This window comes from Pseudoxanthomonas sp. LjRoot127 (genome assembly GCF_964253495.1).
Lineage (GTDB): Bacteria > Pseudomonadota > Gammaproteobacteria > Xanthomonadales > Xanthomonadaceae > Pseudoxanthomonas_A.
Genome location: NZ_CAXUQR020000001.1, coordinates 443,564 through 455,055 on the forward strand (window position 1 = coordinate 443,564; position 11,492 = coordinate 455,055).

At 66.6% G+C, this 11,492-nt stretch carries 10 protein-coding genes; 8 read left to right on the top strand and 2 right to left on the bottom strand.

Features of this window, described 5'->3' with window-relative positions; all coding sequences use genetic code 11:
* Positions 1-110: 110 nt before the first annotated feature.
* Together ACSQ19_RS02140 and ACSQ19_RS02145 are read right to left on the bottom strand one after the other, a co-directional pair.
* Positions 111-3,215 (bottom strand): TonB-dependent receptor, encoded by a 3,105-nt coding sequence (locus tag ACSQ19_RS02140; protein WP_299342806.1) that lies wholly within the window; start codon positions 3,213-3,215, stop codon positions 111-113.
* Between the two features lie 467 nt (positions 3,216-3,682).
* Positions 3,683-4,378, bottom strand: coding sequence for an AIM24 family protein (locus ACSQ19_RS02145; RefSeq protein WP_296280385.1), 696 nt, complete (start codon positions 4,376-4,378; stop codon positions 3,683-3,685).
* 65 nt (positions 4,379-4,443) lie between these two features.
* Here ACSQ19_RS02145 and ACSQ19_RS02150 point away from each other — a divergent pair, with 65 nt between their 5' ends.
* From ACSQ19_RS02150 to rseP, 8 genes are all read left to right on the top strand, one after another.
* Complete coding sequence (locus ACSQ19_RS02150) at positions 4,444-4,800, top strand: cupin domain-containing protein (protein ID WP_435999689.1); 357 nt, start codon at positions 4,444-4,446, stop codon at positions 4,798-4,800.
* 54 nt (positions 4,801-4,854) lie between these two features.
* On the top strand, positions 4,855-5,580 hold the full coding sequence (gene pyrH, locus ACSQ19_RS02155) for a UMP kinase (protein ID WP_296280381.1): 726 nt from the start codon (positions 4,855-4,857) through the stop codon (positions 5,578-5,580).
* Positions 5,581-5,688: 108 nt separating this feature from the next.
* Positions 5,689-6,630 (top strand): cation diffusion facilitator family transporter, encoded by a 942-nt coding sequence (locus tag ACSQ19_RS02160; protein ID WP_299342802.1) that lies wholly within the window; start codon positions 5,689-5,691, stop codon positions 6,628-6,630.
* A gap of 65 nt (positions 6,631-6,695) precedes the next feature.
* Positions 6,696-7,253 carry a ribosome recycling factor gene (frr, locus tag ACSQ19_RS02165; RefSeq protein WP_296280377.1) on the top strand — a complete coding sequence of 186 codons (558 nt, stop codon included), beginning with the start codon at positions 6,696-6,698 and terminating at the stop codon, positions 7,251-7,253.
* 8 nt (positions 7,254-7,261) lie between these two features.
* The gene (gene uppS / locus ACSQ19_RS02170; protein WP_296280375.1) at positions 7,262-8,020 is read left to right on the top strand and encodes a polyprenyl diphosphate synthase; all 759 of its coding nucleotides are present in this window, start codon (positions 7,262-7,264) and stop codon (positions 8,018-8,020) included.
* The gene (locus tag ACSQ19_RS02175; protein WP_296280373.1) at positions 8,017-8,877 is read left to right on the top strand and encodes a phosphatidate cytidylyltransferase; all 861 of its coding nucleotides are present in this window, start codon (positions 8,017-8,019) and stop codon (positions 8,875-8,877) included. Before uppS ends, ACSQ19_RS02175 begins: the two co-directional genes overlap by 4 nt.
* A 2-nt stretch (positions 8,878-8,879) precedes the next feature.
* Positions 8,880-10,067: a 1-deoxy-D-xylulose-5-phosphate reductoisomerase gene (gene dxr, locus ACSQ19_RS02180; protein ID WP_435999693.1), complete on the top strand. Its 1,188-nt coding sequence runs from the start codon at positions 8,880-8,882 to the stop codon at positions 10,065-10,067.
* 13 nt (positions 10,068-10,080) lie between these two features.
* Complete coding sequence (rseP, locus tag ACSQ19_RS02185; RefSeq protein WP_435999695.1) at positions 10,081-11,457, top strand: RIP metalloprotease RseP; 1,377 nt, start codon at positions 10,081-10,083, stop codon at positions 11,455-11,457.
* Positions 11,458-11,492: the final 35 nt, after the last annotated feature.

The following is an 11,492-nucleotide window of genomic DNA, read 5'->3' on the forward strand; positions in this document are numbered from 1 at the left end:
AAGCATATCCGCAACACGATCAACGCAGGCCGCGGCGCACAAGAAAAGGCCGCCCGAAGGCGGCCGAGAAGAGAGCATGGAGCGTTGTTCTTGTTCGAACAGATGCGGGATCAGAAGTCGTACTGGACCATGAAGCGGACCGAACGGGGTGCCTGGTACGAGCGTGGCAGCAGGTAGGTGCTCAGCGGATTGCCGGTCGCCGAGTCTTCCGCCACTTCGCTCACCGCCGTGACCTTCTGCGAATTGAAGACGTTGAACACGTCCATCTTGAACTGCAGGCCCGGTGCGAACGACGGCCTGAAAGCGAGGTTCAGGTCCAGGCTGGTGGTCGTGGGCAGGCGCCCGGCGGTACCACGCGGAACCGCGCTCACCGTGGAATCGTCAGAGGCGCCATTTTCCGAGTTGCTGCAGCGCATGAAGCCCGAACCATAAGGATGCGGCGAATAGTTGGTCACCGGACCCACGGGCTCCAGGGGGTTGAGATCCAGGACACCCAGGCAGTTGATCGGTCGTCCCGTCTGCACGATGAGGTTCGCACCGAGCGACCACTCGTCGTTGAAGTCGTAATTGCCGAACACCTTCAACGCGTGGCGGCGATCGTTGGGCAGGTAGCCGTAGGTATCGACCGTCAGCTCGCGGTAGTCGAAGTCCTGCGTGGTGTTGGTGTCACCCTGGCCGATGTCGGACTTCACGCCGCCCTCGGTATTGCCCTTGTTGTAGCCGAGCGTATACGAGGCCTGGAAGAAGAACTTGTCCCAGCTGCCGTCCAGGAACAGTTCCAGGGCCTTGTACGAACGCTTGGCGGGCGGGCTGAGGCGGTCGCCCTCCACCGTGTAGGTGGTGTAGACGCCGTCGCCGTTCAGGTCGGTGACCAGCACCGCATCTTCGCCCGGGTTGAACAGGCGGCAATACGGGAAGCCGGGGTTCGGCACGGTGTAGTCGAGCCCGTCGGCATCGGCCAGGTCGGTGATCGCGGTGTAGTCGCAGTTGTCGTCGATGGCGGCCTTCAACTTGCGGTAGATGCCGCGCGCACCGAAGTTGAGGTGGTCGGTCAGCGTGGTCTGGAAGCCGAGGATGAACTCGTCCTGGTACATCGGATCCAGGTTCTTGCTGGCGATCGTGTTCGGATCGTGCGCTTGGCCGTCTTCGCCGTTGATCAGGTTCAGCGGATTCAGCGGGTTGATCAGGATCGGCGCACCGGTCACCGGGTCGACGCCCGAGAAGCGGTTGTTGTTGGACCGCTGGTAGATGGAGGCGCTGGAGCCGCGCACCGCGACGCTCGGCGTCAACGGCAATGCGTAGCGACCCGCATTACCGTAGATCTTCAGGGAGGAGTCGCCCTTGGCATCCCACGAGAAACCCAGGCGGGGGCCGAACTGGTTGTCGATCTTGACGAAGGCGCGTCCGTCGGAGCCCAGGTTCTCGAAGGTATCCCAGCGCGCGCCGAGGTACGCCAGGAAGTTGTCGGTGATCCTCCACGAATCTTCGAGGTAGTAGGCGCGCTGCTTCACCTCGATGGTGGTGCCACGCGCCGTGGTCTGGCGACGGACCACGTCGAACTCGTCGCCGGTGTTCGGGCGCCCGTCGGGACCGTTGTTCGTCGAGTAGCGCCACAGCCAGCCACCCACGTTGGCTTCGCCCGCCACCGACTCGTAATTGTCCACGTCCACGCCGAAGCGCAACTGGTGCGAGCCGAGGATCCACTCCGCGTCGATGCGGTACTGGTCGCGGGTATCCTTGTTGTTGGATGCCTGCAGCAACGCGCCGTCGGTCAGATGGCACAGGCTGCCGTAGGCGCCGGTGATCAGTTTGCGATAGCCCGGACGCACGTCGATGATCGCCGGGCAGCCTCCGAGCGCGGTCGTCCCGTTGATGTCGGTCGTGTATGCCGTGGTGATATCGCCGTTGTAGCTGACGGTCGAACCGTCCGGATTGCGGAGATGCTGCGCGCGCTTGAATTCGCCGTGGCCATACAGCGCGGTCAGGGTGAAGGCGTCGGTGAGATAACCGGTGTACTTCAGTACGTAGTTGTTGCCGCCCTGCTCGTCGAACACCGTGCCGACATAGGTGGTGCGGTCCACTTCGCCCGGGGTGTTGTTGTAGACCCGCGTCTCGGTTTCCTGCTTGTCGGAGAACGCGGTCAGCTCCAGCTTGTTGCTGTCGTTGATGTTCCAGTCGAACTTTGCAAGCCAGGTCGGATTCTTGATCGACCCGTTGCGGTTCGTGACCGCATCCATGTTGCCCCAGGCATCGGTGTCGGTCTTGCCGTAGGACAACAGGCCGTAGGCGAACAGCGTGTCCTTGATCAGCGCACCACCTGCCCACACGGCCCCGATCAGCTCTTCCTGCGTATCGTTGCTGTTGTTCTCGGCGACGTTGCCGTAGTCGCCCGGGACCAACGGGTTGGAGTACTTGTAGTCCTCCACGTCCGAACGCAGCGATTTCGGCGACCAGAACACATTGGCACCGGCCTTGAACTCGTTGGTGCCGCGCTTGGTGATCTGGTTCACCACGCCGCCCAGCGAACGGCCGAACTCGGCGCCGTAGCCACCGGTCTTGATCTGCTGCTCGGCGATCGCCTCGAAAGGCACCTTCGAGAAGTTCAGGCTCCGGAACGAATTGGTGATGTTGAAGCCGTTGATGTAGTACTGGTTCTCGGCGACGGAGGAGCCACCGAACGAGGCAAGGTTGCCGAAGGCGCCATCGCCACGCACCGTGCCCGGCGCCAGCAGGGCCACCGAGGTGGTATCGCGCGGCACGGGGATGCGGGCCAGCTGCTCGGACGTCAGGATGGTGGTGGACTCGACCGACGAGACGTCGATCGGGTTGACCAACTGCGACCCGGTGACGGTCACCGTGCCGAGCGTTGTGGCACCACTGCCGGAACTTTCCGCTGCGAAATTGACGGCCGTACCGGTACCGACGTTGACCGCGACTTCGCGCGTCGTCGTCGTACCGTCGGCCCGCTGAAGCGTCACGCGGTACGTGCCGGGCGAGAGCGCGGATACGCGGTAACTACCGTCGGCGCCGATCGCGATTTCACGGCTGAAGCCGGTGGCCGGGTTCTGGACCAGGACCTTCTCGCCCGCCGATGCCTGGCCGAAGACCGCGCCGGAGGTATTGGACTGGGCGTAGACGGACGTGTTGAAGCAGACGCCGAGCGCCAGGGTAAGGGCGCTGCGTTTGAGTGTTCGATTGAACGTACGCTTGGACACTGTGCGACTCCCTGCTGCAGGTTTATTCACATGAGCGTCCGGACGGGCCCGCCCTCTCCGAGAATGTGCGGCGCGCCCTTCAGGCCAGCCACGGGCCTTAATAGCAGGTTAATCAAATGTTGGAATTAGGTTACGCAACACTCAAGTAATAATGAGAAATAGATCACAAAATGCCGTGTAGTTTTGCCCCCCCTCAGGCGCATTTTTTGGACGCCTCGAAACGTAATAGCGATAACAGAATGCGCCCACGCGCAACATCGACACGCTGTTACGGATAGCGAGGGATCTCCGGGTCCGCCGCACCGGGCGCCGCGTTTGATGGACGGCCGTGCGCCCGCGCCTTTGAAGCCGCGACAGCGCGGCAGAGGACTGGGCGTGGCGCGCGCATGCGGGTTCCCCCTCCGCAGTCGACGCCGCGCCTCCATGCACCGGCCGGTGACGCCGCAACAGAGAGGAACACCGGGCGCTTATTGCCTCGGCTGGTACACGACTTCTTCGTAGGGCTGCACCACCACCCAGCCGTCGCCCGCAAACCGTAGCTGCACGCTTTCTCCGGACCCCCGTCCCAGCAGCGTGCCCAGCGAGATGTCGGTGACTATTTCGGGCGTCAGGCTGCCCGACCACGCCACGGTGGCGTTGGGGTCGGTAAACACCGGACCGGTCTGCGCATTCACCGGCAGTGTCAGCGGTTCGTAGTGCGACGTGATCGCGACGATGCCGTGCCCGCTGAGGCGCACGTTGAACAACCCGCCGGACAGCATGCCGGCGACCTTGCGCATCATGGTGATGCGGCTCTCGATGCCCGACTCCACGGCCAGCACGTCGTTGCCGTTGACGAAGATGGCCTCCCCGGCGAGCCGCAGCAGGGTGATCCGCTTGCCGGCATCGGCCAGATAGACGCGCCCCTGCCCCTCGATCTTCATCAACTGCATGCCTTCCCCGCTGACCGCCTTCTTCAGCAGGTTGCCCAGGCCCTGCTCCAGCACGCCTTGGCGGGTGAACTTGACCGCCCCCTTGCGTGCGACCATCGCGCCGGACTTGGCCCAGACCAGCCCGTTCAACCGCACCTCGAGCAGGTGCGGGCTCTCGAGCTCGAAGGCATCCGGACTGGCATCCTTCTCACGCGACGAGGCGAGGAATTCCTGCAGGGTGCGCACGCTCATGGCCGTTCCTTGATGGTTGCCGAAAGAAGGCCACATCATAGTCGCCCCGCCCGACGGTTCCGCTCATGTCCCGCATCGTTTCCGTACCGCATACCCCGGATGAAGCCACGCGTGCGCCGGTCGCGGCGGAGCGCGTCGTGCACGGCGCGCCGCGGCAGGCGCTCGCCAACGCATATTCCACGCAGGACGAGCGCTTCCATTGCGGCGTCTGGGAAGGCAGCGTCGGGGCGTGGCGCGTGCAGTACACCGAACACGAGTTTTGCCACCTGCTCAGCGGACGCGTGCGCCTGCGCGGCGACGACGGCAGCGACGTGCTGCTGGAGGCAGGCCAGAGCTTCATCGTGTCGGCCGGCTTCAGCGGCACGTGGGAAGTGCTGGAAACCGCGCGCAAGCTCTACGCCATCTACGAACCCGGCGACTGAGACGGGGGCACTCGGCTAGAATTGCCGCGTTTGCCCCCACGCCGAGAGATCCCCATGCCCGCTCCCCTCGTGTATCGCCGCATCCTGCTCAAACTGTCCGGCGAGGCGCTGATGGGGGCCGAGGACTACGGCATCGACCCCGCCGTCATCACCCGCATCGCCCGCGAGATCATCGAGGCGCGCGACGCCGGCGCCGAAGTGGGCCTGGTGATCGGCGGCGGCAACATTTTCCGCGGCGCCGGCCTGGCCGCCGGCGGCATGGACCGGGTCACCGGCGACCAGATGGGCATGCTGGCGACCGTCATCAATGCGCTGGCCATGCAGGACGCGCTGGAAAAGCTCGGCGCCAAGTGCCGCGTGATGAGCGCCATCAAGATCAACGACGTCTGCGAGGACTACATCCGCCGCCGCGCCATCCGCCATCTGGAAAAGGGCCGCATCGCGATCTTCGCCGCGGGCACCGGCAACCCCTTCTTCACCACCGATTCCGGCGCTGCGCTGCGGGCGATCGAGATCGGCGCGGACCTGCTGCTGAAGGCGACCAAGGTGGACGGCGTCTACGACAAGGACCCCAGCAAGCACGCCGATGCCGTCCGCTACGATCAGCTGACCTACGACGATGTCATCGCGCGCGACCTGCAGGTGATGGACACGGCGGCGTTCGCCCTGTGCCGCGACAGCGACGTACCGCTGCGCATCTACGACCTGTCGGTGCCCGGCAACCTGATGCGCATCCTGCGCGGCGAGCATGTCGGCACGCTGGTGAAGGGCCGCAACTGACTGACGGGCGCGGCCCCGGTGGCCGCGCCTTTAGGCCACGTCGGGCACGTGGGACGCGATCGCCCTTGTAATAGTGTTCGCACAGGGCCGCAGGCACCCTAGTCCGCCATGGGACACGCACATCACCACGGGCACGGGGCGCACGCCCACCCGCAGGCTTCGGCCACGCGCACGTTCGCGTGGGTCACGCTGATCAACCTCGCCTACACCGCCATCGAAGCGGGCTACGGCTTCCACACCAATTCGCTGGCGCTGCTGTCGGATGCGCTGCACAACCTCGGCGATGTCCTCGGGCTCGCCCTGGCCTGGGGCGCCGCCGCCCTGGCCGGACGTCCGCCGCGCGGACGCCACACCTACGGTTGGCGGCGCGCGACGCTGCTGTCGCCGCTGGCCAACGCCGTCCTGCTGATGGTCTTCTCGGGCGCATTGGGCTGGGAAGCGTTCCGACGCTTCAGCGCGCCGCCGGAAATTCCCGCCACACCGGTCATCGTGGTCGCCTCGCTCGGCATCCTGGTCAACCTCGGCGCCGCCTGGCTGGTCAAGGACGGCCACCTGCACGACCTCAACAAGCGCGGCGCTTTCCTGCACCTGATTGCCGACGCCGCCGTGTCGCTGGCTGCCGTGCTGGCTGGCGTCGGCATGGCGACCCTGGGCTGGGCGTGGCTGGATCCGGCTACCGCGCTGCTGATCGCCGTGGTCGTCGCCGTCGGGTCGTGGGGGCTGCTGCGGGCCAGTTTCGACGCCGCCATGGACGCGGTGCCGGGACACGTGGATCCTGACGAGGTCCGCGCATTCCTGCAGGAACAGACCGGCGTGTCGGCTGTGCACCACCTCCACATCTGGTCCCTGGGCGCCAACGAGATCGCCCTGACCGCGCACCTGGTGCGGGCGCGGGACGACGACCACGACGCGTTCATCGACGCCACGGTGCATGCGCTGGACCATCGCTTCGGCATCAACCACGCCACGCTGCAGATCGAACGGGGCGCGGGCTGCGGCCACGATCTGCATGATGCGGCACCGCATCATTCGCACCGGACCGGCCCCTGACGGTCGGCAACGGGGCCGAATCGCCCTATAATCCGTCGTTTACAGGCTTTGCAACGGAAAGGGCGATGCTCAACGACATCAAGAAAGACGCGCAGGCGCGCATGACCAAGAGCATCGAAGCGCTCCGCCACACCCTGATCAAGGTGCGCACCGGCCGTGCCTCCACGGCCCTGGTGGAACACCTGAAGGTCAACTACTACGGTTCGGACATGCCGCTGAGCCAGGTGGCGACGGTGACGATCTCCGACTCGCGCTCCCTCACGATCACCCCGTGGGAGAAGCAGATGGTCGGCGCGGTGGAGAAGGCCATCCTGGCATCGGATCTGGGGCTGACGCCGAACACCGCCGGCACCACCATCCGGCTGAACCTCCCCGCGCTGACGGAAGAGCGCCGCAAGGAGCTCTCGAAGGTCGTGCACAGCGAAGGCGAGGATGCCAAGGTCGCCATCCGCAACATCCGGCGCGATGCCAACCAGCAGGTCAAGGACCTGCTGAAGGACAAGCAGATCACCGAAGACGAAGAGCGCCGGACCGAAGACGAGATCCAGAAGCTCACCGACAAGTCCATCAAGGACGTCGACGATGTGGTGAAGGCCAAGGAGCAGGAATTGATGGCGGTCTGAGGACTGCCATGTCCCCTGCCGCTTCCCCGTCCGTGCCCCGCCACCTGGCCGTCATCATGGACGGCAACGGGCGCTGGGCGGAACGCCGTCGCCGTCCCCGCGTGATCGGCCACCGCGCCGGCGCACGCGCGGTCAACCTCTGCATCGACTTCTGCCTGGAGCGCGGTATCGGCGCGCTGACCCTGTTCGCGTTCTCCAGCGAAAACTGGGGGCGTCCGGAAGAGGAAGTCGGTGCGCTGATGAAACTGTTCCTCAACGCGCTGGACCGCGAGGTCGACGAACTGCACCGGCGCTCGGTGCGCGTGCGCTTCATCGGTGACCGGGCCCGCTTCTCGACCGACATCCGCGCGCGGATGGACGCCGCAGAGGCACTGACCCGCGCCAACGGACGCCTGCACCTGGTCATCGCCGCCAGCTATGGCGGGCGCCAGGACATCGCGCACGCCGCGCGGGCACTGGCCACGGAGGTCGCCGCCGGCCGGCTGCGACCCGAAGACATCGACGAAGCCGCCCTCGGCTCGCAGGTGGCACTGGCCGACCTGCCCGCGCCCGACCTGTTCATCCGCACAGGTGGCGACCACCGCGTCAGCAACTTCCTGCTGTGGCAGCTGGCGTACACCGAACTCTGGTTCACCGATGTGCTGTGGCCCGACCTGGACGCGGCGCTGCTGCAGCGCGCGCTGGACGACTTCGCGCAGCGCGAGCGCCGCTTCGGCCTGACCAGCGCCCAGGTCGCCGGCAGCGCGACCGAGGATCACCCCGCATGAGCGCCACCCGCACCCGTGTCATCGCCGCACTGGTGATGGCGCCGTTCGCCATCGGGGCGATCCTGCTGCTGCCCACCTCGTGGCTGGCCATGCTGGCGGCGCTGGTGTTCCTGGTCGGCCTGTGGGAATGGTTCAAGCTCGCCGAAATCGACGACACCCTGCAGCGCACGGTGCTGCTGACCGCCAACCTGCTGGTGATGGTGGCGCTGGTATGGGCCTCGCGTGGCTCGGGCGACGCCACCGACCTGGTACCGCTGCGCCTGATGGCGCTGGTCGGCGTGGGATGGTGGTTGCTGGCGTTGCTATGGCTGCGCTTCTTCACCTTCGCCTCCGACCACGAGACCTGGGCGCGGGTGTTCAAGCTGGCGGCCGGCACGCTGGCCGTGGTGCCCGCCTGGTGCGCGCTCGGCCTGATCCATTCGTCGCAGCCGAACGGACACATCTGGCTGTTCGTCGCGCTGGCCATCGTGTGGGCCGCCGACAGCGGCGCCTACTTCGCCGGCCGTCACTTCGGTGGTCGCTGGTTCGGCGGCCGCAAGCTGGCACCACGGATCAGTCCCAACAAGACGCTGGAAGGGCTGCTGGGCGGCCTGGTCGCCGGCATGGTGGTCGCCGTGGCCGGTGCGCTGATCGCCGGCGCAGGCGCCGGACACCTGCCCGGCGTGCTGGTCGTGGCGGTGTTCACGGTGCTGTTCTCGGTCGTCGGCGACCTCTTCGAAAGCCTGCTCAAACGGCATGTCGGCGCCAAGGATTCGGGCGACCTGATCCCGGGCCACGGTGGCGTGCTCGACCGCATCGACGGCGTGTTGGCGGCCCTGCCCATCTTCGTACTGGGCAAGGAAGTCTTCGGGTTCTGAGCATGTCCCTGCCCGCCTACCGCAACGTGGCCGTCCTGGGCGCGACCGGCTCGATCGGCGCGTCGGCGCTGGACGTCATCGCGCGCCATCCGGACCGCTACCGCGCCAGCGTGCTGGCGGCCGGCGGCAACGTCGAGGCGCTGCTGTCCTTGTGCGCAGCGCATCGACCCGACCACGCGGTGATCGCCGACGCCGACCTCTACGCGCGCCTGCGCGACGGTCTGGCCGATGCCGGCCTGGCGACGCGCGCGCATGCCGGCGTGGCCGCCCTCGACGCGCTGGTGGCCGCGCCCGACTGTGAGGTCGTGGTCGCCGCGATCGTCGGAGCGGCCGGCTTGTCCTCGACCCTGGCGGCGGCCCGCGCGGGCAAGCGCTTGCTGCTGGCGAACAAGGAGTCGCTGGTGCTCGCCGGCGAACTGGTGACCGCTGCGGCGGACGCGGCGAGCGCCGAGATCATCCCGATCGACAGCGAGCACAACGCCATCTTCCAGTGCCTGCGTTCACGACAGGCTCAGGCCGACGTAAGCCGCATCGTGCTGACCGCGTCGGGCGGACCTTTCCGCGGACGCAGCCGCGCTGAACTCGCGCAGGTCACCCGCGAACAGGCCGTCGCGCATCCGAAATGGTCGATGGGGCCGAAGATCTCGGTCGATTCGGCCACTCTGATGAACAAGGGCCTGGAGCTGATCGAAGCCCACCACCTGTTCGGTGTCGGCCGCGAGCGGCTGGACGTGCTGGTGCATCCGCAGAGCCTGGTGCACTCGCTGGTGGAATTCGTCGATGGCTCGACGCTGGCGCAACTCGGCCTGCCCGACATGCGCACCTCGCTGGCGGTCGGCCTCGGCTGGCCCGAACGGATCGCATCCGGGGTGGGTGGGCTCGACCTGTTGGCCCACCCGCGCCTGGAGTTCGAAGCGCCCGACACGGACGCGTTCCCCTGCCTGCGGCTGGCCTGGGACGCCATGGCGGCGGGCGGCACCGCCCCCGCCGTGCTGAACGCCGCGAACGAAGTCGCCGTTTCAGCCTTTCTTCAGGGCCGGATCGGTTTCCTATCCATCCCCGCGCTGGTCGAGGACGCCCTCGCTGCGCTGCCTGCGGCGCCGGCGGATTCGCTGGAGGTGCTGCTGGCAGCGGATGCACAGGCTCGCCGGCTGACCGAACGCAACCTCGCAAGCCACCTTTCCCGATGAGCGCCGACATCCGATGAGTGAAGTGCTGGGCTCAATCTGGTGGATGATCGTGGCACTGGGCGTGTTGGTCACGTTCCATGAATTCGGCCATTACTGGGTCGCACGCCGTTGCGGCGTGAAGGTGTTGCGCTTCTCGGTGGGCTTCGGAAAGCCGTTGTGGTCCCGGCGCGACCGCCACGGCACGGAATTCGCGGTGGCCGCGATCCCGCTCGGCGGCTACGTGAAGATGCTGGACGAAGCCGAGGGCGACGTCCCCGCCGCCCAGCTCGACCAGGCCTTCAACCGCAAGTCCGTCTGGCAGCGCATCGCGGTGGTGGCGGCGGGTCCGCTGGCCAACATCGTGCTGTGCGTGATCCTGCTGTGGGTCATGTTCGTGATCGGCAAGCAGGACTACTCGGCCACGGTGGGCAGCGTGTCGGGCATCGCCGCCGATGCCGGCCTGAAGCGTGGCGACCGGATCCTGCAAGTCGGCAACCGCACGATCGACACGTGGACCGATGCATCGATCGTACTGACCAAGGCTGCCATCGACGGCGAAGACGTTCCCCTCGAGGTGGAAGCCGCAGACGGCACCACGCGCCTCGTCACGCTACCGCTGTCGCGACTGCCAGACGGGTTCGACCAGGAAAACACGGTTGGCCTGGCCGGACTGGTCTGGCAGCACTGGGTGACGCCGGCCACCATCGGCAAGGTCGCAGCCAACTCCGTCGCGGACGGCGTCCTCAAGCCTGGCGACACCGTCACCGCGGTGGATGGTCATCTGGTGCACGGCTTCGACGATATCGCCCGCCAAGTCGATGCCCTCGGCAAGCGCGGCGGGACCGCCATGATCGAGGTGGACCGGGCAGGCGAGCGGCTGGCCTTCGAGCTTGCGCCGCGCTGGACCAAGCACCCCGACGCCGGCAAAGGGCATTATTGGGCGCTCGGTCTCGCCCCTCCCGACAAGCGGACGATGCCCGCTTACGACGCCCGACTCCACTTCGGCCCCGTCGCCGCTCTTCCAGCGGCCGTGCGCGAGACGGGCAAGCTGACCAGCGACTCCCTCGGCATGATCCGCCGCATGCTGACGGGCGACGCATCGTTGAAGAACGTGTCGGGCCCCATCACCATCGCGCAGGTCGCCAATGTCTCGGCCCAACGGGGTCCGGATTGGTTCCTGTGGTTCCTGGCGGCCATGTCCCTCAGCCTGGCCATCATCAACCTGCTGCCGATCCCCGTCTTGGACGGCGGGCACCTGCTGTATTACCTTATTGAATTGGTCAAGGGCAGCCCCTTGAGCGAGCGCCACATGGTGGCCGGACAATATGTGGGCCTGGCCGCGCTGGCGGGCTTGATGGGATTGGCGTTCTACAACGACATCCTGCGTCTGATGACGCGTCTGGTGACCTGATGCCCCTGAACTTCTTCGGGCCGGCCCGCCCAAAG

Bases quoted from the DNA above. Each gene is read 5' to 3' on its own strand.
- uppS (WP_296280375.1), top strand. From the start codon at position 7,262: ATGTCCCCTGCCGCTTCCCCGTCCGTGCCCCGCCACCTGGCCGTCATC.
- dxr (WP_435999693.1), top strand. From the start codon at position 8,880: ATGTCCCTGCCCGCCTACCGCAACGTGGCCGTCCTGGGCGCGACCGGC.
- ACSQ19_RS02150 (WP_435999689.1), top strand. From the start codon at position 4,444: ATGTCCCGCATCGTTTCCGTACCGCATACCCCGGATGAAGCCACGCGT.
- ACSQ19_RS02160 (WP_299342802.1), top strand. From the start codon at position 5,689: ATGGGACACGCACATCACCACGGGCACGGGGCGCACGCCCACCCGCAG.
- ACSQ19_RS02145 (WP_296280385.1), bottom strand. From the start codon at position 4,378: ATGAGCGTGCGCACCCTGCAGGAATTCCTCGCCTCGTCGCGTGAGAAG.
- ACSQ19_RS02175 (WP_296280373.1), top strand. From the start codon at position 8,017: ATGAGCGCCACCCGCACCCGTGTCATCGCCGCACTGGTGATGGCGCCG.
- rseP (WP_435999695.1), top strand. From the start codon at position 10,081: ATGAGTGAAGTGCTGGGCTCAATCTGGTGGATGATCGTGGCACTGGGC.
- frr (WP_296280377.1), top strand. From the start codon at position 6,696: ATGCTCAACGACATCAAGAAAGACGCGCAGGCGCGCATGACCAAGAGC.
- pyrH (WP_296280381.1), top strand. From the start codon at position 4,855: ATGCCCGCTCCCCTCGTGTATCGCCGCATCCTGCTCAAACTGTCCGGC.